The following is a 25,048-nucleotide window of genomic DNA, read 5'->3' as shown; positions in this document are numbered from 1 at the left end:
CCTCGACCTGCCAAAACCGCCATGCGTCCGCCCCTGCCTGAATGCAGCATTGCGCTGCCCGCCCTGTACCTGGCCTGCCTGATGGGCTTGCCGTCCGGCGCGGATGCTGCAATGCAGCCATGCGACAGCCCCGCGACCGCGCTGGCCGATATCCGCAGCCCCGGCCAGGTCTCGCCGCTTGCCGGTCGCACGGTCGAAGTCCAGGCCATCGTCACGGCAGACTTCAGCGGCGACGGCGGCCTGCGCGGCTTCTTCCTGCAGACCGCGGACGCGCAACGCGTGCATCGGCCGGGCCTGCCCGAGGGACTGTTTGTCTACGCGCCACGCGCCCGGGCCAATGCGGGCGACATGGTGCGCGTGTCCGGAAGGATCGAAGAACGATTCGGACAAACGCAGCTGGTGCTGTCAGGTTCGCCCGTGGTGTGCGCGCAGGGCCTGTCCGTGGCGCCGCGGACGCTGACGCTGCCGCTTGCCAGCGAGTCTGACCTGGCTGCAATGGAGGGCATGCTGGTTCGCCTGCCGCAGACGCTGACGGTCAGCGATACCCATGAACTGGGCCGCTATGGCACGGTGGTGCTGAGCCACGGGCGCCCGCTCGCACCCACGCAACAGGCCCTGCCGGGACCAGCCGCGCGGCAAGCCGCGGCGGCCAACGCGCGCAACCGATTGTTGCTTGACGATGGCTCGACACGCCAGTTTCCCGCCGTGGTGCCCTACCCGTCCCCGCGCCTGTCGGCCGAACATCCGCTGCGCGCCGGCGATACCGTCACCGGCGTGCAGGGCGTGCTGGAGCGACGCCACGGACAGTGGCGGCTGCAGCCGGCGCGCGGTACCGGCGCACTGGGGTACCAACGCGCCAACCCGCGCCCCGCTCCCCCGCCGCGGCATCCCGCCACCGGGCTGCGCGTGGCGGCCTTCAACCTGCAGAACTACTTCAATGGCGATGGCCACGGCGGTGGCCTCGATGCGCCCGGCAACCGCGGCGCGCAGGACACGGCCGCGCTGGCACGGCAGCAGGCCAAGCTGGTGGCCGCGCTGCGCGGCCTGGACGCCGACGTGATCGGCCTGATGGAGGTCCAGAACAATGGCTACGGCCGGTCCGGCGCGATCCGCCAGCTGGCCACGCAGCTGGGGCCGGACTGGCGCGTGGCCGCTCCCGGCACCCCCGCGCTAGGCGCCGATGCCATCGCCGTGGGGCTGCTGTACAACGCGCGCACCGCGCTGCCCGCCGGCCGGGTGGCCACCACATGGCTGGGCGAGCGCAGCCGCCAGCCGCTCGCGGCCACCTTCCGCGCCGCGGCGGGTGGCGCGACGGTGACGGTGGTGGTCAACCATTTCAAATCCAAGAACTGCGTCGAGGCTGCCGGCGCGCAAGCCGACCAGGGCGACGGCCAGGGCTGCTGGAATCCCGCGCGCGTACAGGCCGCCGACATCCTGGCCCGCTGGCTGGGCACCGCGCCGACCGGCGTCGCCGACGCGGGCGTGCTGGTGATCGGCGACCTGAACAGCTACGCGATGGAAGACCCGATACGCCTGCTGGCGCGGCGCGGCTACGCCGACCTGGTGGCGCGCTTTGCCGGTCCGAACGCCTACAGCTACGTCTACGCGGCGCAGGCCGGCTACCTGGACCATGTACTCGCCGACGCCACAGCCGCGGCCCACGTGGTGGCCGTACATGCGTGGCATATCAATGCCGACGAGCCCGTCGCCTTCTCCTATGCCACAGCCCCGGGCTCAAGCGCCGCGCCGGCCTTCTATGCGCCCGACCCGTACCGGTCTTCCGATCACGACCCTTTGGTGGTCGACTTCGCCAGCAGCCCGCGCGCCAGGTAAAGCACCACCAGCAGGTTGGCCGCGGCCAGCGTGCCGTGCAGCCAGCTGGGATGGAACAGGGCCTCGTACAGTTCCAGCGGAATGTAGATGCCGCCCGACCATACCCCAAGCCAATTGCCCCAGGCCAGCCCGCGCCACAACCCATAAGCCTCGGCAAAGCGCATCAGCGCATAGACCGCGGCGGACCCGCCGATGGCCCACAGGCGCGCATTGTCGGGATGCTCGAGCAATGACAGGAAAATGGTGGGATAGCGGCTGGCCGGATTGACATGCCAGCGCTGGATGATGGCTTCGGCCAGCGCCTGGGCATCGCGATGCAGCAGTGCGGCCAGGCCCAGCCCGGCCACGATCACCAGCAGCCCCTTGGCCGCTTCGAACAACGCAATGCTCCTGAGGCCCAGTGCGCCCTGCTTTGCCATGCGGTATCTCCGGTCGATGCAAGATCTGCAAAGCCGGTATTGTGCAATATCGCCAAACGCGAGGGCTGGGTGGGCCCCGGGCGCGACGCCTACGGGCGTGACTTCTGGTAAGTGCCGATCAGTTCCGCCTTGGCCAGCACGTGGCTTTGCATCGATCGCTCCAGGGCGGCCTTGTCCGGCTTGCCGATGTCGGGCAGTGCCACATCCAGGGCATAGAGCTTGAAGACATAGCGGTGCCGGCCGACCGGCGGACACGGGCCGCCGTAGCCCGCGCGGTGCCAGTCGTTGAGGCCTTCGCGCGTGCCAGCCGGGAGCCCCGCCCTGGCGATGTCGGCGGGAAGCGCGGCGGTGTCGGCCGGCAGGTTGTAGAGCACCCAGTGGACCCAGGTCATCTTCGGCGCGGCCGGGTCGGGCGCGTCCGGGTCGTCGACGATCAGCGCCAGGCTTGCCGTGCCGGGCGGCAGGCCGCTCCACGCCAGCGGCGGAGAGGTATCGGCGCCCTCGCAGGTGTGCAGGGCCGGGATCGCGCCGCCCGGGGCAAATGCAGTCGATTGCAGCTGGAACGGCATATGGGCCTCCCTGGAGGCAATGCGCAATGGCTCCAACTTAGGCCGGATCGGTGCCGCGCGCAAGGCGCCGCGCTGCGATGGCGGCGGCTCGGCCTCGAGCAGCGCCTTGAGCCGGCGCACCGCTTCGGTGGACTCGGCCTGCAACTGGTCGCGCAGCATCAGGCGATTGATCAGCGCAAACAGCAACGTCGGCGAACGGTAGTGGAATTCGCGCTCGAAGCGCGTGCGTTCGGCCGCCGGCGCCAGCGAGGGGGTGATGGCGGGCGTCAGCCGGTAGGTGATGGTGCCGACGCGGCGCCCCGCGGCCACGCCCTCGATCGACCACGTGCGCGGCCGCTGGCTTTCGATCACCGTCCAGACCACCACGCCGCCGCGGCGCGCCAGCATGAACGTTTCGGCGACGCGCTCGCCGCGCTCCAGCGGATGGTCGGTGGCGCCCGCCACGCCGAGCGAGGCCGGATGCCAGGCGGGCCAGTGCCGCGGGGTCGCGACAAAATCGAAGACCAGCGCCAGCGGGCGCGCGATCACTACCTCGTCATGGATGGCGGTGCGGTCCAGCCCCGGCAGCGGTGCCAGCAGCGCGCCCACCGTGGCCGCGGCGAAGACGAAACCCCAGAGCAGTTTCCTGTGTCGGACAAGCATGGCAGCGGGACCGGACGCAACCGGGACGCACCCGTGCATCCCTGGCGCATGGCGCGATGCTTACAGTGTAGTGACTGCCCGGCATCGCGCCAGTCCCGTGCGTGGCTCAGCGCGCCACCGGGGCGGCGGCGCCCTCGGCCGCAGGCGCCGCGGCCACGGATGCCGGCAGCGGTCCCCAGCCTCCGCCCAGGCGACGCACCAGCGAAACCGTGGCGGCCGCGCGCAGGCCGGCAACCTGGTTGGCCTCGCGCTGCGACTGCAGCACGGTGCGGTCGGCATCGATCACCGTCAGGTAGTCGACCGCGCCAGCATCGTAACGGCTGCGCGAGATGCGCGCCGCGCGCCTGGCGCCGCCGAGTGCGCTGTCCAGCGCGCCGGCCTGCTGGCTGAGCCAGCGCACGTCCGCGAGGCTGTCTTCCACCTCGCGGAAGGCCACCAGCACGGTCTGGCGGTAGCTCGCCACCGCTTCCTCGTGGGCGGCACGGGCGCCGGCCAGGTTGGCGCTGTTGCGGCCGCCGTCGAACACGGTCTGCGCGATGCTGGATCCGATCAGCGGGCCCAGCATCCAGGTGCGCGAGGACCACTTGAACAGGTTGGACAGGTCGGCCGATTCAAAGCCGAACAGCCCCGTCAGCGTGATGCGCGGAAAAAACGCGGCCTTGGCCACGCCGATGCGCGCGTTGGCCGCTGCCATCTGGCGCTCCGCCGCGGCGATGTCCGGGCGCCGCTCCAGCAGCTCGGACGGCAGCCCGGCGGGGACCGCCACCGGCGCGGCATCGAACGGCCTCGCCGGCAGCGAGAACGCCGCCGGCGGCACGCCGGTCAGCACCGCCAGGGCATGCTCCTGGTTGGCGCGACGGCGCTCGATGCCGGCCAGGTCGGCACGCGCGGTCCCAAGTTCCGCTTCGGCACGCGCCGGATCGAGGTCGGTGGTTTCCCCGGCGTCATAGCGCTTCTTCAGCAGCGACAGCGCATCCTCGCGCAGCTTGATGGTGGCGTTGAGCAGGTTGCGCTCGCTGTCCAGCGTGCGCAGCGCGAAATACGCCTGCGCCACGTCGGCCTGCAGTGCGAGTTGCACCGAGCGGTACAGGTCTTCCGCGGCTTGGCCGTCGGCGCGGGCAGCGTTGACGCTCGACGCGACGCGGCCGAACAAGTCCAGCTCATAGCTGGCAAAGGCACGCGCCTTCAGCACCGTTTGCGGCGGCACGCGGGTGCCGTCGGGCAGGCCCTGCGACGCCGCCGACGGCTGCGAGCGGGTGGGGTCCAGCCCCACGCTGAGCTGCGGGTAAAGGTCCGCCTCGGTGGCGCCGGTGAAGGCGCGCGCCTGCTTCAGGCGCGCCGCGGCGATGGCGAGATCCTGGTTGGATTCACCGGCGGCAGCGATCAGGCGGTCCAGTTCGGCGTCGCCGAAGATCTTCCACCATTCGCCGCGATGCAGGCCCTCGGCCGGCGTCGCGGTCTTCCATTGCGCGCCTTCGGCCTGGGCGGCCTCGGCTTCCTTGAAGGCCGGCACGGTGGCGGTCTCCGGCACCTTGTAGGTCGGCGCGAGCGAGCAGCCGGCCAGCACCAGCGCGGCGGCCAGCGTGGCGATTCGGGGCAGCTGCCTTGAGATCTGGGCAATCATGTTCATTCCTTGACTGTTCTGTGCTCTGGCGGGTCGGCCCCGTCCAGATGGCTCCCTTCGCCCAGTGGGAGAAGGGAGCAAGCATGCGTTATTCAGCCGAAGCCACGGCCTGGTGTTCGACCTGCGCCGGCTGCGCGCGGCGCTGGCCGCGCGTTGCCAGCAGCCGCAGCGCCACGTAGAACACCGGCGTCAGGAACAGCCCGAAGAAGGTCACGCCAAGCATGCCGGCGAACACCGCCACGCCCATCGCATGGCGCATCTCGGCGCCGGCACCGGTGGAGATCACCAGCGGCACCACGCCCATGATGAACGCGAACGACGTCATCAGGATCGGGCGCAGGCGCAGGCGGCTGGCCTCGATCGCGGCCTGCACCACGGTGCGGCCGTGGTGCTCCAGCTCGCGCGCAAACTCGACGATCAGGATCGCGTTCTTCGCTGACAAGCCGACCAGCACGATGAAGCCGATCTGCGTGAAGATGTTGTTGTCGCCCTGCGTCAGCCACACCCCGGTCATTGCCGCCAGCAGGCTCATCGGCACGATCAGGATCACCGCCAGCGGCAGCGTCAGGCTCTCGTACTGGGCAGCCAGCACCAGGAACACCAGCAGCACGCACAGCGGGAAGATCCAGATCCCCGCATTGCCCGCCAGGATGTCCTGGTAGGTCAGCTCGGTCCATTCGAACTTGATGCCCTTCGGCAACGTTTCGGCGGCGATGCGCTCGGCGGCGGCCTGTGCCTGGCCCGACGAGAAGCCGGGCGCGGGCCCGCCGTTCATGTCGGCGGCGGTAAAGCCGTTGTAGCGCACCACGCTGTCCGGACCGAAGCCCTGCTTGACCTGCACCAGCGACGACAGCGGCACCATGTCGCCGGCGGCGTTGCGCGTCTTCAGCTGCAGGATGTCCTCGGCATGGGCGCGGAACGGTGCGTCGGCCTGCACCTTGACCTGGTAGGTCCGGCCGAACTTGTTGAAGTCATTGACGTACGCCGAGCCCAGGTAGGTCTGCAGCGTGTCGAACACATCCGTCACCGGCACGCCCAGCTGCTTGGCCTTGACGCGGTCCAGCCTGACGTCGAGCTGCGGCACGTTGACCTGGTAGTTGCTGAAGATGCCGCTCAGCTCGGGCGTGGCGCGCGCCTTGTTGGCGAATGCGTTGGTCGCTTCGAACAGCGCCTCATAGCCCAGCGCGGCACGGTCCTCGATCATCAGCTTGAAGCCGCCGATGGTGCCCAGGCCCTGTACGGGCGGCGGCGGGAACACCGCGATGAAGGCATCCTGGATCGCCGCGTACTTCTGGTTCAGCTCGGCCGCAATGGCCGCGCCACCCAGCTCGGCGCTCTTGCGGTCCTCGAACGGCTTGAGCGTGGCGAACACGATGCCGGCGCTGGGGCTGTTGGTGAAGCCGTTGATCGACAGGCCCGGGAAGGCCACCGCCGATTCCACGCCCGGATGCTTGAGCGCGATGTCGCTCATCTTGCGGATCACGTCTTCGGTGCGGTCCAGCGTGGCGCCGTCAGGCAGCTTGGCAAAGCCCACCAGGTACTGCTTGTCCTGCGCCGGCACGAAGCCCTTGGGCACCAGCTGGAACACACCCCAGGTCAGCGCCAGCATCACCGCGTACACGCCGAACACCGAGCCCTTGCGGCGGATCACGCCCTTCACGCCGCGACCGTAGCTCTCGGCGCTGCGGCCGAAGAACTTGTTGAAGCGCTTGAAGAAGCCGCCGAAGACGCGGTCCATCCAGCGCGACAGCCAGTCCTTGGGCGCGTCGTGGCTCTTGAGCAGCAGCGCCGACAGCGCCGGCGACAGCGTCAGCGAGTTGAACGCCGAGATGATGGTCGAGATCGAGATGGTCAGCGCGAACTGCTTGTAGAACTGGCCGGTCAGGCCGGTCATGAAGGCCAGCGGCACGAACACGGCGATCAGCGTCAGCGCGATGGCGATGATGGGGCCGCTGACCTCGCGCATGGCCTTGTAGGTGGCCTCCTTCGGCGTCAGCCCTTCCTCGATATTGCGCTCGACGTTCTCCACCACCACGATCGCGTCATCGACCACGATGCCGATCGCCAGCACCAGCCCGAACAGCGACAGCGCATTGATCGAAAAGCCGAACAGGTGCATCAGCCCGAAGGTACCGACGATCGACACCGGCACCGCCAGCAGCGGGATGATCGACGCGCGCCAGGTCTGCAGGAACAGGATCACCACCAGCACCACCAGCGCGATCGCCTCGAACAGCGTGTGCGTCACCGCCTCGATCGAGTGGCGCACGAACTGCGTGGGGTCATAGACGATGCTGTAGTCGATGCCGTCGGGGAAGTTCTGCTTCAGCTCTTCCATGGTCTTGCGCACGTCATCCGAGATCTGGATGGCGTTGGAACCAGGCGCCTGGAAGATGGGAATCGCCACCGCGGGCTTGTTGTCCAGCAGCGAGCGCAAGGCGTATTCCGACGCGCCCAGCTCGATCCGGGCGACGTCCTTCAGGTAGGTCACGGCGCCGTCGGCGGAGGTGCGCACGACGATATCGCCGAACTCTTCCACCGTGCTCAGGCGGCCCTGCGCATTGACCGACAGCTGCAGGTCCGCGCCCGGCAGCGACGGCGACTGGCCGATCACGCCGGCCGCCACCTGCACGTTCTGCTCGCGGATGGCCTTGATCACGTCGCCGGTGGCAAGCTGGCGCTCGGCCATCTTTTCCGGGTTGAGCCACACGCGCATGGCGTAGTCGCCCGAGCCGAACAGCTGCACCTGGCCCACGCCCTGCAGGCGCGCCAGCCGGTCCTTGACGTTGATCACCGCGTAATTGCGCAGGTAGGTCATGTCATAGCGGTCGTTGGGCGAGACCAGGTGGACCACCATGGTCAGGTCGGGCGAGCTCTTGACCGTGGTGATGCCAAGCCGCCGCACGTCTTCCGGCAGCCGCGGCTCGGCCTGCGAAACGCGGTTCTGCACCAGCTGCTGCGCCTTGTCGGGGTCGGTGCCCAGCTTGAAGGTCACGGTCAGCGTGAGCAGGCCGTCGCTGTTGGACTGCGAAGACATGTACAGCATGTCCTCGACGCCGTTGATCTGCTCTTCCAGCGGCGACGCCACGGTTTCGGCGATCACCTTGGGGTTGGCGCCCGGATACTGCGCGCGCACCACCACTGACGGCGGCACCACTTCCGGGTACTCCGAAATCGGCAGCTTGAACATCGAGATGGCACCGATCAGGAAGATCAGCACCGACAGCACCCCCGCGAAGATGGGGCGGTCGATAAAGAATTTCGAGAGATTCATGTTGGTCTCTGCTAAAAGCGCTCCCCTGGCGGCCCGCTTGTGGCGGGCACCATCAACTGCCTGGGGAGCGATGCAAAACTAGGGGCGCTGGCAACACGCCACATCAAGCAAGGCCGGCGGTTTTTGGATGCTCCAACGCCGCCCGGGCTTGTCTGGGCCTTGTACTTCCTCTCCCCTCACGGGGACGGGGAGCAAACCCTCAGCAAGCGTTCATGGCGCTCAACTCACCGGCTTCACGTCCGCATCGCCCTTCTCGCTCGCGGCCTGCTTGCGGTCAGGCGCCGCCGGGCGCGGCTCCAGTTCGCTGCGGTAGGCCATGGCCACCACCTTGGGCTGCACCGTGTCGCCCGGCCGCACGCGCTGCAAGCCATTGACCACGATGTTCTCGCCCGGCTTCAGCCCCTTGCGGACCACACGCAGGCCTTCATAGTTGGGCCCGAGTTCGACTTCGCGGTAGACCAGCTTGTTGGCCTTGTCGACCACCAGCACGAACTTCTTGCCCTGGTCGGTGCCGACCGACCGGTCGTTGACCAGCACCGCCGCATGCGGCGCGCCGCCGCCCATCTTGACCTTGGCGTACAGGCCCGGCAGCAGGCGGCCGTCGTCGTTGTCGAACACCGCGCGCACGCGGATGGTGCCGCTGCGCGTATCGAGCCGGTTGTCGACCGACTGGATCTTGCCCTGGTGCGGATGGCCGTCTTCGTTGGCCAGGCCGAGGTAGACCGGCAGGTTGGCCTGCCCGCCACCGGCGCCGGGAGCGGTGTAGCGCAGGTAGCTCTGCTCGTCGATCTCGAAGCTGGCGTAGATCGGCGACACCGACACCACCGTGGTCAGCGGCGGTGTCGCCGCGCCGGGGGCCACCAGGTTGCCCACCGTGATCTCGGCGCGCGACACGCGGCCGGACACCGGCGCGGTGATGCGGGTGTAGGCCAGGTTCAGGCGCGCGGTTTCCAGCTGCGCCTGGGCGGCGCGCACGTTGGCGCCGGTTTCGCGCGCGGCATGGATGCGCTCGTCGAACTCGCGCCGCGAGATGGCGTTGTCATCCAGCAGGCGCTGTGCGCGTTCGCCTTCGCTCTTGGCATGCGCCGCGCGCACCTGCGCCGCGGCCAGCGCGGCTTCGGCGCGCGCCACTTCCGCGGCATAAGGCCGCGGGTCGATGGTGAAGAGCGGATCGCCCTTCTTCACCAGCGCGCCTTCGCGGAAGTGCACGGCGTCGATGGTGCCGCCGACGCGCGGGCGGATTTCCACCCGGTCCACCGCTTCCAGGCGGCCGGAGAATTCATCCCACTCGGTGATGGTCTGCCCGACCACCGCGGCCACCTCGATGGCCGGTGCCGGCGGCGGCGTGTTGGCGTGGGCTTCGCCGCTGTGCCACGGGCGCAGGATCGAACCGGCCACGCCGGCACCGAGCACCACGACGATGGCGAGGGCAATCAGGGTACGTCGCTTCTGCTGCTGCATTTCTCAAACTCCTGGATCGGGTTTTCTTCAACCGGAAAAGCAAATGGCCGAACGCCGCCTGCCGGTCCGCGCGAGCGGATCGGAACCATGGTCAAACTGATGGTCGGACTTGGGACCGCGCGCATCACGGCGCGCGCTGCGGTCCTGGCTCTGGCCGAAACAGAGCCGGCTGGCGGTTGTCTGGAGCGGCTCAGCCGGCGGGCTTGGCTCCAGGCCGGCTGGCGTTGGCGCCAGCGCAGCGTTCAGTCAAGGTGAGGTAGCGTCGGCCACGGCCAGACATCGCCGCAGGAACCGCGCCCCTTCGTCGACCCATGCCTGACAGCTGTCATGGGCCTCTTCCACGCCGTCGCCGCAGGCGCCGGGCATGATCATGGCTTGGGCCGGCACACCGGCCTTGCCCAGGCGCCCGGCGAAGGCTTCGCCTTCGGCACGCAGCGCGTCGTGTTCGGCCACCTGCACCAGCGTGGGCGGCAGCCCGGCCAGGCGCGAGGCCAGTGCCGGGGCCGCATACGGATGCACCGTATCGGCCGGCGTCGGCAGGTAATCGCGATAGTTGTCGGCCAGCCGGCGCAGCGTTTCCATCGGCACCGTACCGCCGCCAAAACCCGCGCAGGAGGCATGCTGCAGGCACGGGTCGGTCACCGGGCGGATCAGCCACTGGCCGCGCGGCTGGGCGGTGCCGCGGTCGCGCAGCATCTGCGCCAGCGCGATCGCCAGGTTGCCGCCGGCTTCCTCGCCCACCAGCGCGAAGCGGGTCTTGTCCACCTTCAGGCGCCGGGCATTGCGCAACACCCACTGCACGGTGCTGTGCGCATCCTCGGGCGCCGCCGGGAACGGGTGGTCGGGCGCCAGCGAATACGCCGGCGTAACCACCACCGCGGGCACCGTCGTGGCCAGGTCCTGCACCAGGTGGCAGGCATGCTCCAGGCCGCCGTCGACGAAGCCGCCGGCGTGCAGGTACACCAGCCAGGGCAGCAGTGCGGCGCTGTCGATGCCCGGTGCCGGGTAGCCCGGCGGATAGCACACCCGCACCAGGATCTCGCGGCCGTCGCTGGTCACCGTATGCTCGGCCACGCGCGCCTGTCCCGACCCGGCTGCCGTTGGGGCAGTGGCGGCGCTGGCGGCTGCGGAGCGTTGGCCTGGCTTCTGTGACATGGCATCGGCGCACGGCATAGACAATGCGCTTGAGTGTTGCGATGCAACGGATTATGGTGATTGACGAGGATGGGATAAAGCGAGAGATCGCCAATGCACTGTTCCGGGATTGGAATAATCGCAAACCGGCCTGTTATGCGTCTGAAAACCGAAATCCCCACGCATGACAAGGTCTTGGATTTTGTGATTCACTCCCGCTCTCGGCACGCGCGGCGGTTGGCCAGGCCGTTGCGCGCCCGGCCCGTGGGTGAACGCCCGCGGCGCCGTACGCCTGACTGAACCCATGCCGGCAGCGCGCCCAGCCAGCGCGCGTCCCGTACCAGCAACCGGCAGACTCCCCATCACAACAACAAGACAGGCCGCGTGCGCCACGAGCGCGGGCGGCGCGCCGTTCGGATCTATCGTCGGAACCTCATCATGGACCGTCTCGTATCAATGCAGGCATTCACCCGGGTCGTCGACGTCGGCAGCTTTGCGCGTGCCGCCGAGTCGATGGACCTGCCCAAGGCCACGCTGACCCGCCTGATCCAGAACCTGGAAACCCACCTCGGCGTGAAGCTGCTGCACCGGACCACGCGCCGCATCAGCGTGACCAACGATGGCGCCGCGTACTACGAACGGTGCGTGCGCATCCTGGCCGATGTCGAGGAGGCCGAGCAGTCGCTGACGCGCCAGAACAATTCGCCGCGCGGCACGCTGTCGGTCGACACCACCGCCGGGCTGGCGCAACTGGTGCTGGTACCGCACCTGCATGAATTCTTCCAGGCCTATCCGGACCTGAAGCTGGAACTGACCATCAACGGCAAGCCGATCGACCTGCTGCAGGAAGGCGTCGACGTGGTGCTGCGCGTCGGCGTGCCGCTGGACGAAGCCATGGTGGCCCGCCGCATCGGCCACGTGCAGCTGGCGTTCTACGCGTCGCCGATCTACCTGAGCCGCGCCGGCACCCCGCGTGACCTGGCCGAGCTGGCGCAGCACAAGGCGGTCAATTTCCTGTCCAACCGCACCGGCCGCGAGATGCCCTGGCCGCTGGCGCGCGGCATGGAGCGCAGCGAAGTGCTGCTGCCCTCCGCCATTTCCACCAACGACGCCGATGTCTACCTCGGCTGCGCGCTGGAAGGCCACGGCATCGCCCGCATCTCGCGCGCGATGGCCGAGCCCTATGTGGCCAGCGGCAGGCTGGTGGAAATCCTGGCCGACTGGCAGACCGATGAACTGCCGATCTCGGCGATGTATCCGCAGAACCGGCACCTGTCGGCCAAGGTGCGGGTGTTCGTAAACTGGGCTGCGGAGCTGTTCTCGCGCCATCCGCATTTTGGTGCGGCACAGCAGCCGCTGCCCGTGGCGGCCTGAATGGTTGCGTGGCCGACCTGCGTGACCAACCTGCGCTGGGGCGATCCGCCAGCGGCGCGTATGCCAGGCGGCATGTAGGACAAAACCGGAAATCCGTTCAGCGGCCGCCGACCTATACTGTTTCTTCCGAAATCACGACAAGAAGAGGATTCCGATGAAACAAGTGCTCCTCCCCCTGGCGGCGTGCATTGCCGCAACCCTGGCACTGGCCGGTTGCGCCGGCTCCGGCATGCCTTCGTCGTCCGCGGCCCAGCCGTCCGCCACCGGCGCCGCCAGCGGTGCCAGGGCTTCGGCCACGCTGCAGCCCAAGAGCGGCTCCAATACCGCCGGCACCGTCACCTTCCAGCAGCAACCCGGTGGCGTGATGATGACCGCCGCGATTACCGGGTTGCCGCCCAATTCGGTCCACGGCTTCCACGTCCACGAGAAAGGCGACTGCTCCGCGCCTGACGCGATGAGCGCGGGCGGGCATTTCAACCCGACTGGCAAGGCCCACGGGCAGATGACCATGCCGGACCACCATGCCGGCGACATGAACAACGTCACCGCCGATGCCAGCGGCAACGTGCGCGTCAGCATGCTGCTGCCGTCGCTGTCGGTAGGCACCGGCGCCAACAGCGTGATCGGCCGCGCGGTCGTGGTGCACAAGGATCCGGACGACTACAAGACGCAGCCCACCGGCAATGCCGGCGGCCGCATTGCCTGCGGCGTGGTGGCGGCGTCCTGAGCGCGCTGCGGTCAGCGGGCCTGGACCAGATGTGTCCGGGCTCGCCGGGCTGCCCGAATCGCGACGCCCGCGGCGCGGCATGGCAACATGGCGCCATCGCCGCAACACATAGGGCTCCGCAAAGGGGCCGTCCCGACGCCCAATGCCATTGCCGACCGACGCCGCATTCGTCCCCCACCGCCGCCTGGGCGCCGGTTCGCTGATGCTGTGCTGCGCCGCCCTGCTCGGCGGCTGCGCACTGCCGCCGCTGAATCCCCGCACCGAATCCTCTGCGCTGACGCCGGCCGAAGCCCAGGCCACGCGGCTGGGCCAGGCGCTGGCCGGCGAAGTGGCGCGCCACCCGGGGCTGAGCGGCATCCATCCGCTGCAGAACGCCTACGCCGCCTTTGCCGCGCGCGTGCAGCTGGCGCGCACCGCGCAGCGCACGCTTGACGTGCAGTACTACATCTGGCGCGACGACCTGACCGGCACGCTGCTGCTCGAGGCCCTGCACGAGGCCGCCGATCGCGGCGTGCGCGTGCGCCTGCTGCTCGATGACAACGGCATTGCCGGCATGGACGAACTGCTGGCCGCGATGGACGCGCACCCGCAGGTCGAAGTGCGCCTCTTCAACCCGTTCGTGATCCGCCACCCCAAGGCACTGAATTTCCTGACGGATTTCCGGCGCCTGAACCGGCGCATGCACAACAAGTCGTTCACCGCCGACGGCGTTGCCACCATCATCGGCGGGCGCAATGTCGGCGACGAATACTTTGGCGCCACCAACGACGTGCTGTTCGCCGACCTCGACGTGATTGCCGTCGGCCCCGCGGCCGGCGAGGTGGCGCAGGATTTCGACCGCTACTGGTCCAGCGCCTCGGCCTACCCGGTCGACCGTCTGCTGCCGCCGGTCAGCGTGGAACGGCTGCAGGCGCTGGCCGGGCACGCCCGCGAGGTCGAGCGCAATCCGGCGGCGACGGCCTACCTGGCCGCGGTGCGCGAACTGCCCGACGTGCAGCGGATGCTGGACGGCACGCTGCAATTCCAGTGGGCAAGCACCCGCATGGTCAGCGACAACCCCGCCAAGGCGCTGGGCGAAGCCTCGCGCCGCACGCTGGTGGCGCATCAGCTGCGCGAGATCCTGGGCGAGCCGCAGCGCGAGCTCGACCTGATCTCGCCCTACTTCGTGCCCTCGAGCGGCGGCACCTCTTTTTTCACCGACATGGCCAAGCGCGGCGTCGCGGTACGCGTGCTGACCAATGCGCTGGAGGCCACCGACGTGGCCGCCGTGCATTCGGGCTATGCCAAGCGGCGCAAGGCCCTGCTCGAGGCCGGCGTGGACCTGTACGAACTGCGGCGCGCGGCCGCGCCGCCCAAGAAGGAAGAGCGCGCCGGCCCCTTCGGCAGCTCGGGCTCCAGCTTGCACGCCAAGACCTTCGCGGTCGACGGCAGCCGGGTCTTCGTGGGTTCGTTCAACTTCGATCCGCGTTCGGCCATGCTCAACACCGAACTCGGCTTTATCATCGACAGCCCCGTGCTGGCGGGCCGGATCGAATCCACCTTCGCCAGCGTGGTCCCGCAAGCGGCCTATCAGGTCAGGCTGGACGAGACCGGCCAACTTTACTGGCTGGAACGGCGCGGCGATGAAGTGATCCGCCACGATACCGAGCCCAACACCAGCTGGTGGCGCCGTCTCGGCATCTGGTTCCTGTCGATCCTGCCGATCGAGTCGATGCTGTAGGAGTGGCCGCCCGGGCCCGGCGGTCAGATCTGGTCGATCAGGCTGCGTACCACATCGGCCAGCCGGCCGGCGCGCTGGCGCCCCTTCTCGTCCAGCCCCATGCCGCTGCCGCCGGCCAGCGCCTTCAGGCCGAACAGTGCATCGCCCACGTCGCGCCAGGCCGGGAAATCGGCGTGGATCTTCTCCAGAGCGGCGGCCCCCGCGGCCACCTGGGCGGGCGCGGGCGTGTTGCCGGCCGCCAGGTCTTCCAGCGCCATGGCGGCGTCGACCAGGCCTTTGCGATTCATCTGCTGTCTCCCCGGAAGCTCTTTTGTCATGGCCGCCTGCATGGCGGCCATGACACTGTAGCAGGCCTGCTGCTGAGCTTTGCCGGGATGGGGGAAAGTCCGGGGGCGGGCTCGGTAACGGCGGGCTCAGTTGCGGCCGATATCCTGCAGAATCCGCGTCATCAGGTACAGGCGCGGCACGATCGAATCCAGTTCGATGTATTCGTCGCGCGCGTGGTAGCCGAAGCCTGCCAGGCCGAAGCTTTCCACCACCGCGGGCTTGCCCGAGCGGGCCGCGTAGCTGGCGTCGGTGGCGCCGCCGGTGCCTTCGGCCAGCGCCAGCGTGCGGCCGTCCAGCTCGGCATAGATTTCCTGCGCGCGCTTGGCCAGCGCGCGGCCGCGCGCGTCGGCCACGAACGGCGGGCGGCCCTCTTCCATCGTCACCGTGGTGTGGGTGTCGGGCACCAGCTGGCTGGACTTGACCTTGTCCTGCAGCGCCACCTTCAGTTTTTCCGCGGCACCGGCTGCCGTGGTGCGCACGTCGCCATAGGCCACGGCGCTTTCCGGGATCTGGTTGCGCACCGTGCCGGCCTGGGCCTGGGTCCAGTTCAGCTGCGAGCCCGGCACCAGGCTGGCCGCGTCACGCGTCTGCTGCAACTGGTGCGCCAGCTCGATCAGCGCATTGCGGCCGCGCTCGGGCGCGGCGCCGGCGTGGGAGGCGCGGCCCTTGACCTGCATGGTGGCGGTGGCGGTGCCCGAGGCGCCCAGCAGCAGCGCCTCGGCCTTGACCACGTCCTTGGCCGCGGTGGGCTCGCACGACAGCACCACGTCATGCTGCGCCGCCAGCGTGGCGATGGTTTCGGCCGAACCGACCGAGCCGACCTCCTCGTCCGGGTTGAACAGCACCGTGATCTGCGCGTAGTCGCGCCAGCCCTGCTGCTTCAGGATCTCGAGCGAATGCAGGATCACCGCGATGCCGCCCTTGTCGTCGGCGATGCCCGGGCCATAGAGCCGGTTGCCTTCCTCGCGGATCGGCTGCGTGGCGAGCGTGTTGTCGGGGTACACGGTGTCCAGGTGGGCAATCAGCATGACGCGGCGCTTGCCGGTGCCGGTCAAGGTGGCCTTGACCATGGTACCCGGGCCCTTGGTCACGGGCAGCCGCTCCACCTTTGCGCCCAGCGCCTGCAGGCGCTTCTCGGTATAGCTGGCCATCTGCGCCAGCCCCTTGGCATTGGCGCTGCCGGATTCGATCGACACCATCTCCTTGAGCGACTGCACGACCCTGGGCTGCGCGGCCTGCGCTGCGGACAGCAGCGCGGCATCGGGCTGCGCGGCAATGGCCGGCGTGCCGGCCCCGGCAAGCGTCAGGGCAGCGGCAATGGCAACGTGGCGAACGGAAAACGGCATGGAATCTCCTCGGTGTGGTGTTGTTGGCGGTGCCGCGATCATGGCCGTTCGCCGCGGCACAACGGCACGATGCTAGTCCTTGCCAGCCACTATGGGGAGGTTCAATATCGCCAATCCGGATGCCGATCCCGCCACGGCGTTCGGCATCCGGCCCATCTTCAACCATTCGAACGCCTCGAGGCATGCCAGCCCCCACCGCCGCCATCGCGCCCTCGTCACAGAACGTCCCGCTCCACGTGCGCCTGCTTTGGCTGCCGCAAGCCATGCCCGGCAGCCTGTTCACCACGCTCGACGTGCTGCGCACGGTGGCCGGCGTGGCCAGCCTGCAGCGCCCCGGTGCCGCGCCGACGCTGAGCTGGCAACTGTGCCGCGCCAACGGGCGCACACTGGCCACCGAGCTACCGGGATTGGTATCGTCGACGCGGCGCGCACGCGTGCCGGGCAGCCGTACGCTGCTGGTCATTCCCGCGCTGCTGGCCAGCAATGCGCCGCAGCTGGGCGAACTGGTGCTGCGCGATGCCGCGGCGCTGCGGCTGGTGGAGCGCCATGCGCGCGCCGGCGGCTGGATTGCCGCGTGCGCGTCGGGGATGGTGCTGCCGCTGCAGCTGGGACTGTTGGATGGCGCGAGCGTGGGGGCGCCGTGGATGTTCCAGAGCTGGATGGCGCGCCAGTACCCGCATTGCGATCTGACCAGCGACGCGGCCATGAGCGTGCACGGGCACGTGTTTTCGTGCGTGGCGCCCGCGCTGCAGGTGGAATTCATGCTGCGCGTGCTGGGCCACCTGCACGACCCTGACCTGGCGCAGGCGGCGTCGCGGCTGATGCTGTTCCAGCCCGAGCGCCAGCGCAGCGTGCCGGCGCTGGTGTCGCAACGCTGGCTCGGCCGCACCGCCGACAGCCCGGTCTACCGCGCCATCCTATGGCTGCGCGACCATGTGTCCGAGCCCTACCGGCTGGCCGCGGTAGCGCAGGCGGCGGCGGTCAGCGAACGCACGCTGCTGCGGCATTTCCGCCAGGTCACCGGCATGACGCCGCTGGACTACCTGCACACGCTGCGCGTGGAGCGTGCCCGCATGTTGCTGGAGGTCACGCTGCACGGCACCCATGCCATTGCCGAGGCCTGCGGCTACAGCGATGCCGCGGCGTTCCGCCGGCTGTTCCAGCGTGCCGCCGGCATGTCGATGTCGGATTACCGCGCCCGTTTTGCGCTGCGGGCGCGGCGGCGCTACTGGCGCATGGAAGACACTGCCGCGCAGCGTGGCGCGCAGCGATAGCCGCTCGCTTGCTGCGCTCAGGGACGCAGCGAGATGTGGTTGACCACGTCCTCCACGCCCTGCACGTACCAGGCATCGCGCTCGGCCTGGCGGCGCGTGCGCTCGTTGCTGACGCAGCCCTCGAGCGTGACCACGCGGTCCTGCGTATGCGCGCTGACCTGGGCGGCATCGACGAAGGGGTCGGTCTCGAGCACCAGCATCAGCGCCTCGGTGATTTCATCGTCACGGTCGGCCTCGGCGGGCGCCACCACCAGTTCATTGACCACGCAGCGGCAGCCGCGCGACCACCACGCCAGCACGCCGGCCAGGCGCATGTGCGACAGGCTGATCACCTGTCCCCACAGCGTCACCACGCCGTCCTGCACCGCGACCTCGATCCAGCCGTTGCGTTCGTTCACCGGTTCGCGCATGGCCTCGGGCTTGCCCTTGACGCGCGCGCAAATCTTGCAATTGTGGAATTCGACGGCATTGAGCAGGCGCTCGCATACGGCATCGCGCAGCTCGCCGTCGCCAACCGGTGCGCCGCCGTTGGCCACGCGCAGGTGGTCGATCACGCTGGTGACGCCGTCCACGCGCCGCAGCGTCGCCGCGGCCCGGGTCTTGTCGACGATATCGGCCACCTCGCCTTCGAGGATCAGCGCCCCGTCCGAGAGCCGCAACTGGATGGTGGGATGGAGGACATGGCCCTGATAAGGCACATGGGCCAGGGCTGCGCGCGCCTGCGTCAGCACCGCTTCGCTACTCTGCATGTTGTCGCCTCGCCGGTTGGTCTGGAGATGGAAGGATGCGCGCCCCTGCCAGCAGGCGCGCGGGAGCGGCGCCGCGGCCTCCTTCACCCCCGGGACCCGGCAACCGCTTCCTCATTATAGGAAGCGGTGCGCCGCTGGCCCTGCCGCCACCGGCGCGCACGCCGTGCCGGCAGGTCTCAGGCGCCGGCCGCCGCGCGCGCGCGGGCGACTTCCTGGTTGCGCAGGATAAAGCGCTGGACCTTGCCGCTGGGGGTCTTGGGCAGTTCGGCGACGAACTCGACCTCGCGCGGGTAGGCATGGGCGGCCAGGCGCTGGCGCACGTGCAGGCGCAGCGTTTCGGCCAACTCGGGCGACCCCTGGTGGTGCGGGTCCAGCACCACGAAGGCCTTGATCAGCTCGGTGCGCTCGGGGTCGGGCTTGCCGATCACCGCGGCCTCGACCACCGCCGGGTGCTCGATCAGCGCGCTTTCCACGTCGAACGGCCCCACCCGGTAGCCGGAGGTGGTGATGACGTCGTCGGCGCGGCCGATAAAGCTGATGCTGCCGTCGTCGTTGAGCTCGGCGGAATCGCCGGTCAGGTAGTAGTCGCCGGCAAAGGCGCCGGTGGGCGTGCCGTGGTAGCCGCCGAACCAGCACATCGGCGAGCGCTTCAGGTCCAGCGCCAGCGTGCCCGGCTGGCCGGCCGGCAGTTCGCGCAGCGCGTCGTCGACCACCACCACGCGGTGCCCGGGGCTGGCAAAGCCGGCCGCGCCCATGCGCACCGGGTGGGCCAGGGCGTGGTGGTTGCACAGCACCATGCCCAGCTCGGTCTGGCCATAGTGGTCGTGGATGGTGACGCCCAGCTCGCTGGCGAACCAGCGGATCACTTCCGGGTTGAGCGGCTCGCCGGCGCTGCTGACGGCGCGCAGCTGCCCGCGCAGCGGGCCGGACACGGCTTCGCCCGCCGCGATCAGCAGCCGGTAGGCCGTGGGCGAGCCGGCCAGGTTGGTGATGCCGTATTTGCGGATCACGCGGCAGGTGCTGTCGACCGTGAACGGGCCGTCGTAGAACGTGGTGGCATGGCCCAGCGACAGCGGGCCGGTGACGGCGTAGTACAGGCCGTAGGCCCAGCCCGGATCGGCCAGGTTCCAGAACGCGTCGTCGTCGCGCAGGTCGACCGCATCGCGCATATAGCCGGCAAACGCCGCAATGGCCTTGAGCGGCACCAGCAGCGGCTTGGCCGGGCCGGTGGTGCCGGAGGTGAACATCATCAGGAAGGGGTCGTCGGCGCGCCGCATCACCGGCGCGAACGATGCCGGCTGGCGTGCCAGTTCGGCCCAGAAGCTGAAGTCGCCCGCGCTCAGAGCGTGTTGCTCCGCGCTCCCTTGGGTGCCGGTCACCGTGACGATGGCGGGACAGCCGCCCACCTCGTCCAGCTTGGGCCGGTTGGCCGTATCGGTGACCACCACCTTTGCCCCCGACGCATTGAGCCGGTGTTCGATGGCCTTGGGCCCAAAGGCGGTAAACAGCGGCTGGTACACGGCCCCGGCGCGCCACGTGCCGAGGATTGTCACCAGCAGTTCCGCGTTGCGCGGCATCAGGCCCGCGACGCGGTCGCCCGGCTGCACGCCCTGCGCCGTGAGGAAGCCAGCGAACTGTGCCGACAGCGCCTGCAGCTCGGCGAAGGTCCAACTGCGCGCGTCGCCGTTGCGCCCTTCCCAGTTCAGCGCAATGCGGCCGGGCTGCGCGTGCCGGTCGCAGCATTCGACGCAGGCGTTCATTGCCGCCAGGCTGCCGTGCAGTTGCCGGGCCACGGCGTCGTCATAGGAAAATCCGTCGAAAGCTTGGGCGTAGTCGCGCATTGGGTCTCCTGGATCCGGCTTGTGCCTTGTAGTCGGTGGCCGTGCGCGTTGGCCGCGCCACGGCTGCCGCAAGAGTGTGCGCTACGGCCCGCCGATCCGGCAATAACCGTTTCCGCCAGCGCGGCTGACGGTTTTTGCCATCCCTGCCATGCGCATCAACGGCGCGCCCAGGCGCGCTTGACGCGGCGCCGCCGGCCCCACACGATACGGGCATCACCTACGGGAGACAGCGCATGTGCACCAACTATGCCCCGGTCCAGCGCCGCATCCTGCGGGAGATCTTCGGCGTGGAGCCACCCGCGGGCGTGTACAAGGCCGAGACCTACCCCGACTATGCGGCGCCGATCGTGCGTGCCGATGACGGCGGTGCGCGCAGCGCCGACCTGGCCGCGTTCGGCATGGTGCCGCGCGCGCGCATTCCACCCGGCGCACGGCGTTACGACACCACCAATGCCCGCAGCGAAACCGTGGGCGAGCGCCCCGCCTTTGCACGCTACTGGCGCCAGGGCCAGCTCTGCCTGATACCGGCCACGGCGTTCTACGAGTTTGCGTACCCCGATAATGTGGCGGACGGTGCCGCGCCGGGCAAGCCGGTGCGCTGGCGCGTGTGGCTGCCCGGCGAGCCGGCCTTCGGCATTGCCGGGCTGTGGCGCGGCTGGCCGGACCAGGCGCTGTCCTTCACCATGCTGACGGTCAATTCGGCGCAGCACCCGCTGCTGCAGCGCTTCCACAAGCCGGGCGACGAGAAGCGCGCCGTGGTCATCGTGCCGCGCGCACAGTGGGACGACTGGCTGGCGTGCCGGGACCCCGAGATCGCGCGTACCTTCCTGCGGCTGTTGCCCGCCGATGCCCTGCACGCCGAGCCGGCGCCCAAAGTGCAGGGAGCGCCCATTCCCGACGCGGATTAGCGCGACCGGCGCGGCGGCGGCAAGGCTCGATCCGCCGCTGCCCTTGTCATGGCGTTTTTCCCGACTACACTCGTTGCTGGACGCCGACGGGCGTCTGATTGCTGATCGGGCCCCCGACCACCCCGGCCGGGGGCTCGATTCTTTGCGCCGGTCCGGCTCAGAAGCGATAGGTGACCGTGCCCACCACCGTGCGGCGCGCGCCGAAGTAGCAGTCGCCGCGGGCGAGGCAGGTGGTCAGGAACTGCTTGTCGAACAGGTTGTTGGCGTTCAGCGCGACCCGCAGCGGGCCGTGGTCATAGGCGATCATGGCGTCGTACAGCGTCACGCCGCCAACGCGGTTCTGGTCGTTGCCGTCATAGCTGGGCCCGACGTAGCGCAAGCCGCCGCCCGCCACGAAGCCCGGGATCCCGAACAGCTTGAAGCGATAGTTGGCCCACAACGACGCCATGTTCGACGGCGTGCTCGCCAGCTTCTTGCCGACCTCGGCCGGGGTGCCGTCGATCACGCGCGCATCCAGGTAGGTGTAGGTCGCGATCAGGTCCAGCCGGTTCGTCAGCGAAGCCAGGGCCTCCACCTCGATGCCGCGCGTGCGTGCTTCGCCCACCTGCACCGAATCCGGAATGCCGTTGACCACGCCGGCGGTCTTGCGGTTCTTCTCGCGCATGTCGAATGCCGCGATGGTCAGCGTCGCGTTCTTGCCGGGCGGCTGGTACTTGATGCCCGCCTCCCACTGCGAGCCCCGCAGCGGCTTGAAGGCCTGGTTGGCCTTGTTGAAGCCGGCCAGCCCCTGGAACGACTCGGAGTAGCTGACGTACGGGTTCAGGCCAATGTCCGAGCGGTACATCAGGCCGGCGCGCTTGGTCAGTTCGCTGTCGTCGCGGCTGGCCGACGGCGTGTTGTCCTGCGCGGCGCGCGACCAGTCATAGCGCAGCCCCAGCATCAGCAGCCACTTGTTCCAGGCCAGCTGGTCCTGCACGTACAGGCCGGTTTGCGCCTGCGTGGCAGGGCTCAGCGAGCGCGTGCCCGGCGGCGTGAAATTGCCGTAGACCGGGTTGAACACATCGAGCGGCGCGGCGGAACCGCCCACGCCGGTGGTCCCCGTGATTTCAGCGTGCTGGTAGTCAACGCCCGTCAGCAGCGTGTGCTGGATCGGGCCGGTGCGGAAGTTGGTCTGTGCCTGCGTGTCGACCGCGAACGAATTCAGCGTCGGCTGATTCACGTAGACGGTGCGGTTCATCAGCGTGTTGCTGCCCGGCACCCAGCCGCGATTGGCATCGTTGAATCGCGCGTAGATGCTGCGGTAGTCCACCGAACTGTGCGAGTAGCGCAGGTTCTGCCGCACCGTCACAGTGTCGTTGAACTTGTGCTGGAATTCGTAGCCGACCGACTGCTGCTCAGCGGTGTAGCGGTCAAAGCCGGGTTCGCTGATGAACAGGTGGTCGGGAATCTGCCCGCCCGGGTTCGGGTACAGCGTGCCGCGCCACGGGAAGAATCCGACCGAAGTCCCGCTCACGTCGCGCTGGAAGTTGGCCAGCAGCGTCAGCGAGGTGTCCTGGGTCGGCCGCCACGTCAGCGACGGCGCGATCAGGTAGCGGTTGTCCTGCACGTAGTCGACCTGCGTGTCGCTGTCGCGCGCCAGCGCCACCAGGCGGTACAGCCACTTGCCGTCCGCATCGAGCGGGCCGGTCACGTCCGCCTGCACCTGCTTGCGGTTGTAGTTGCCGAACTGCACCCCGATCTCGCGCGCCGCTTCCGCCTGCGGACGCTTGCTGACGAGGTTCAGGATGCCGCCGACCGCGCCCTGGCCGAACAGCATCGACGACGGCCCGCGCAGCACATCGATGCGCTCCAGGGCGTATACGTCGGGACGCACGTTGTTGTAGAAGCCGACCTGGTTCAGCAAGCCATCGCGATACTGCGTGAAGTCCGTGCCTCGGAACTTGCCCCAATCACCGCGCGCGTCATTGCCGAACGGGCCGGCATAGACCCCGGCGCTGTAGCCGATGGCCTGCTGCACGGTCTGCGCACCCTGCGCTTCCATGCGGTCGCGCGTGATGACGGTGATCGACTGGGGCGTCTCCATCACCGGCGTGTCGGTCTTGGTGGCGGTGGCGCTGCGTTTCGCCACAAAGCCATGGACCGGGCCGGTGGCGCTTTCATCCTCGCTGCTGGCGCGCACCGTGACCGCCGGCAGTTCCGCCGCGGCTGCGGCCGCCGGCGCGGCAGGCACAGGGCTTTCGCCGGACTGCGCAAACACGCCGCCGGCCTGCAGGCTCAGCACGAGGGTGGTCAGGGAAAGACGGCATGGGGTGACAAGCGCGGAGCGGGCAAAGCGCGGCTTCGCCCGACGGTTCGGGTGCAGAGACATCACTCAGGGGGTCAAATTGTGGCGGTACCGCCAAGCGGCATCACAAGTGGAAAATTCTGAATTACGAATAGGAATGATTCGTGATTACATCAGAATTGTAGCTGAATGTGTCAGACACGAGACATATGATCCGCACTTTTCGTGGGATTCTTTGTCCGGGTGACCGATTTTCCGCTTTGTACGATGTCAGCCACGCATTTTTACGCTGCAGCATAAAAATATTGCTCGCCTTATTTTCTGCTGCTACAGTAAATCCGAATGGAAATCGAGTTTGACTTGGCAAAGGACGCCATCAACCAACGTCATCACGGGTTGTCACTGGCCGCTGCAGGGTTGACTGACTTCGATAACGCCCTCCTGAAAATCGATGACCGCAAGCCATACGGCGAAGCCCGTTACATCGCATATGGACCAATTGGTACGCGCCTGTATTGCCTGGTATTCACGATGCGTGGCGACACACTCAGGGCAATCAGCCTGCGTAAAGCCAACTCAAGAGAGCTGCGAGACTATGAACAGGAAACCTGACCTCATCCGCCCCACCCCGGAAGAAGACGCCGCCATCTCGCAAGGGATTGCGCAAGACCCCGATGCGACGTCCGTGCCGACAGAGCAGTTCGGGAAGTTGCGCCCGGCACGGGAACTGCTCGGCAACGATAAAGCCGATGCACTGGCTAAACGTCGCGGCAGGCCTGCCAAACCGGCCGGCGAGCGCAAGGTCAATCAGACGCTGCGCATCGATCCCGACGTGCTGGCCGCCTACAAGGCAACCGGCAGCGGCTGGCAAACACTGATGAATGAGGCCCTGCGCGACTATGCGGCGGCGCGCCGGATGCTGCCCCGGCGCTAGTGCCGGACGATCCCGTCATTCGCCCTGCAAACGGCCAAGGAACCGCCTGCCCGCCTCGATCACCGCGCTGTCCGGCTGCATCTGGTAGCGCACGATCATGCCCTCGATGCACAGCATCGCCTCCGCCGCCACCGCCTGTGGCGCGCGCAGGCCGAGGCGCGCCGCGAGGTCGGCGACGAACGCCTCGAGGTCGGCCTTGTGGGCCGCCGCCTGCTGCTGCGCCTCGGCGTCGCCGCCGGCCTCGGCCACCACGTTGATGAAAGCGCAGCCGCGGAAGTCGCGGCCGAACCAGTCGGCCAGCGCGTCGGCGATCACGTCAAGGCGGGGCCGCTCGGCGAGGCGGGCTTCCACGTCCTGCCGGAACCACGCCATCCACTCGTCATGCCGGCGCGCCAGGAACGCCGCGATCAGCGCGTTCTTGGAGGCGAAATGCCGGTAGAGCGACATCTTGGCCACCCCGGATTCAGCGATGATCCGGTCGATGCCGGTGGCGCGGTAGCCCTCCTGGTAGAACAGGCGGGCGGCGGTGTCGAGAATGCGGTCGCGGGCGGAAGGCGTGGCCATGTGGTGCAAGCGGAGTAGCGAAAACAGGAGAACGCCCGGAGCTG

General features: G+C 68.7%; 20 protein-coding genes. 8 read left to right on the top strand and 12 right to left on the bottom strand.

The annotated features are described in order from the left end of the window. Positions 1-21 precede the first annotated feature (21 nt). Positions 22-1,833, top strand: coding sequence for an ExeM/NucH family extracellular endonuclease (locus AC3FMM_RS11695; RefSeq protein ID WP_488686637.1), 1,812 nt, complete (start codon positions 22-24; stop codon positions 1,831-1,833). Here AC3FMM_RS11695 and AC3FMM_RS11690 read toward each other — a convergent pair. From AC3FMM_RS11690 to AC3FMM_RS11665, 6 genes are all read right to left on the bottom strand, one after another. Next, positions 1,785-2,252: a DUF2127 domain-containing protein gene (locus tag AC3FMM_RS11690; RefSeq protein WP_115683145.1), complete on the bottom strand. Its 468-nt coding sequence runs from the start codon at positions 2,250-2,252 to the stop codon at positions 1,785-1,787. The two genes, AC3FMM_RS11695 and AC3FMM_RS11690, sit on opposite strands and share 49 nt — an antisense overlap. 89 nt (positions 2,253-2,341) lie before the next feature. Continuing rightward, entirely contained in the window at positions 2,342-3,463 is a 1,122-nt protein-coding gene (locus AC3FMM_RS11685; RefSeq protein WP_488686636.1) for a YbhB/YbcL family Raf kinase inhibitor-like protein, read from the bottom strand. 106 nt (positions 3,464-3,569) lie between these two features. After that, positions 3,570-5,087: an efflux transporter outer membrane subunit gene (locus tag AC3FMM_RS11680; protein ID WP_172581831.1), complete on the bottom strand. Its 1,518-nt coding sequence runs from the start codon at positions 5,085-5,087 to the stop codon at positions 3,570-3,572. An 88-nt stretch (positions 5,088-5,175) separates the two neighbouring features. Next, a complete protein-coding gene (locus AC3FMM_RS11675; protein WP_115713441.1) occupies positions 5,176-8,361 on the bottom strand; it encodes an efflux RND transporter permease subunit in 3,186 nt (1,061 codons plus the stop codon). Positions 8,362-8,580: 219 nt separating this feature from the next. Next, entirely contained in the window at positions 8,581-9,822 is a 1,242-nt protein-coding gene (locus AC3FMM_RS11670; protein WP_115683149.1) for an efflux RND transporter periplasmic adaptor subunit, read from the bottom strand. Positions 9,823-10,068: 246 nt separating this feature from the next. Next, positions 10,069-10,977 (bottom strand): alpha/beta hydrolase, encoded by a 909-nt coding sequence (locus AC3FMM_RS11665; protein ID WP_115714255.1) that lies wholly within the window; start codon positions 10,975-10,977, stop codon positions 10,069-10,071. A 417-nt stretch (positions 10,978-11,394) separates the two neighbouring features. Here AC3FMM_RS11665 and AC3FMM_RS11660 point away from each other — a divergent pair, with 417 nt between their 5' ends. From AC3FMM_RS11660 to AC3FMM_RS11650, 3 genes are all read left to right on the top strand, one after another. Continuing rightward, a complete protein-coding gene (locus tag AC3FMM_RS11660) occupies positions 11,395-12,330 on the top strand; it encodes a LysR family transcriptional regulator (RefSeq protein WP_326347127.1) in 936 nt (311 codons plus the stop codon). Positions 12,331-12,484: 154 nt separating this feature from the next. Further along, positions 12,485-13,057: a superoxide dismutase family protein gene (locus AC3FMM_RS11655; RefSeq protein ID WP_115713443.1), complete on the top strand. Its 573-nt coding sequence runs from the start codon at positions 12,485-12,487 to the stop codon at positions 13,055-13,057. Between the two features lie 142 nt (positions 13,058-13,199). Next, positions 13,200-14,777, top strand: a complete 1,578-nt coding sequence (locus AC3FMM_RS11650) for a phospholipase D family protein (RefSeq protein WP_488686635.1) — start codon at positions 13,200-13,202, stop codon at positions 14,775-14,777. A gap of 23 nt (positions 14,778-14,800) precedes the next feature. Here AC3FMM_RS11650 and AC3FMM_RS11645 read toward each other — a convergent pair whose 3' ends face one another. Together AC3FMM_RS11645 and AC3FMM_RS11640 are read right to left on the bottom strand one after the other, a co-directional pair. Then, a complete protein-coding gene (locus AC3FMM_RS11645; RefSeq protein ID WP_115713445.1) occupies positions 14,801-15,064 on the bottom strand; it encodes a hypothetical protein in 264 nt (87 codons plus the stop codon). 126 nt (positions 15,065-15,190) lie between these two features. Continuing rightward, positions 15,191-16,450: a M20/M25/M40 family metallo-hydrolase gene (locus AC3FMM_RS11640; protein ID WP_115713446.1), complete on the bottom strand. Its 1,260-nt coding sequence runs from the start codon at positions 16,448-16,450 to the stop codon at positions 15,191-15,193. Between the two features lie 182 nt (positions 16,451-16,632). Here AC3FMM_RS11640 and AC3FMM_RS11635 point away from each other — a divergent pair, with 182 nt between their 5' ends. After that, positions 16,633-17,724 carry a GlxA family transcriptional regulator gene (locus AC3FMM_RS11635; protein WP_115713447.1) on the top strand — a complete coding sequence of 364 codons (1,092 nt, stop codon included), beginning with the start codon at positions 16,633-16,635 and terminating at the stop codon, positions 17,722-17,724. A 17-nt stretch (positions 17,725-17,741) separates the two neighbouring features. Here AC3FMM_RS11635 and AC3FMM_RS11630 read toward each other — a convergent pair whose 3' ends face one another. Together AC3FMM_RS11630 and AC3FMM_RS11625 are read right to left on the bottom strand one after the other, a co-directional pair. After that, positions 17,742-18,473 (bottom strand): BON domain-containing protein, encoded by a 732-nt coding sequence (locus AC3FMM_RS11630; RefSeq protein ID WP_115683156.1) that lies wholly within the window; start codon positions 18,471-18,473, stop codon positions 17,742-17,744. A gap of 176 nt (positions 18,474-18,649) precedes the next feature. Continuing rightward, positions 18,650-20,314 (bottom strand): AMP-binding protein, encoded by a 1,665-nt coding sequence (locus tag AC3FMM_RS11625; protein WP_116314286.1) that lies wholly within the window; start codon positions 20,312-20,314, stop codon positions 18,650-18,652. 233 nt (positions 20,315-20,547) lie between these two features. Here AC3FMM_RS11625 and AC3FMM_RS11620 point away from each other — a divergent pair, with 233 nt between their 5' ends. After that, positions 20,548-21,222 carry an SOS response-associated peptidase gene (locus AC3FMM_RS11620; RefSeq protein ID WP_115683158.1) on the top strand — a complete coding sequence of 225 codons (675 nt, stop codon included), beginning with the start codon at positions 20,548-20,550 and terminating at the stop codon, positions 21,220-21,222. Positions 21,223-21,379: 157 nt separating this feature from the next. Here the strand turns inward: AC3FMM_RS11620 and AC3FMM_RS11615 are convergent, their stop codons facing one another. Beyond that, the gene (locus tag AC3FMM_RS11615; RefSeq protein WP_116314284.1) at positions 21,380-23,590 is read right to left on the bottom strand and encodes a TonB-dependent siderophore receptor; all 2,211 of its coding nucleotides are present in this window, start codon (positions 23,588-23,590) and stop codon (positions 21,380-21,382) included. A gap of 258 nt (positions 23,591-23,848) precedes the next feature. Between AC3FMM_RS11615 and AC3FMM_RS11610 the strand changes: the two genes are divergently transcribed. Then, positions 23,849-24,118 carry a BrnT family toxin gene (locus AC3FMM_RS11610; protein ID WP_240072014.1) on the top strand — a complete coding sequence of 90 codons (270 nt, stop codon included), beginning with the start codon at positions 23,849-23,851 and terminating at the stop codon, positions 24,116-24,118. Then, entirely contained in the window at positions 24,102-24,440 is a 339-nt protein-coding gene (locus tag AC3FMM_RS11605; protein WP_115683160.1) for a BrnA antitoxin family protein, read from the top strand. The genes AC3FMM_RS11610 and AC3FMM_RS11605 overlap by 17 nt, the downstream gene beginning before the upstream one ends. A 15-nt stretch (positions 24,441-24,455) precedes the next feature. Here AC3FMM_RS11605 and AC3FMM_RS11600 read toward each other — a convergent pair whose 3' ends face one another. Further along, positions 24,456-25,004, bottom strand: a complete 549-nt coding sequence (locus AC3FMM_RS11600; RefSeq protein WP_115683161.1) for a TetR/AcrR family transcriptional regulator — start codon at positions 25,002-25,004, stop codon at positions 24,456-24,458. Positions 25,005-25,048 lie beyond the last annotated feature (44 nt).

It is taken from the genome of Cupriavidus sp. 207A1 (assembly GCF_057798955.1).
This window is presented reverse-complemented; position numbering and strand designations above follow the sequence as displayed.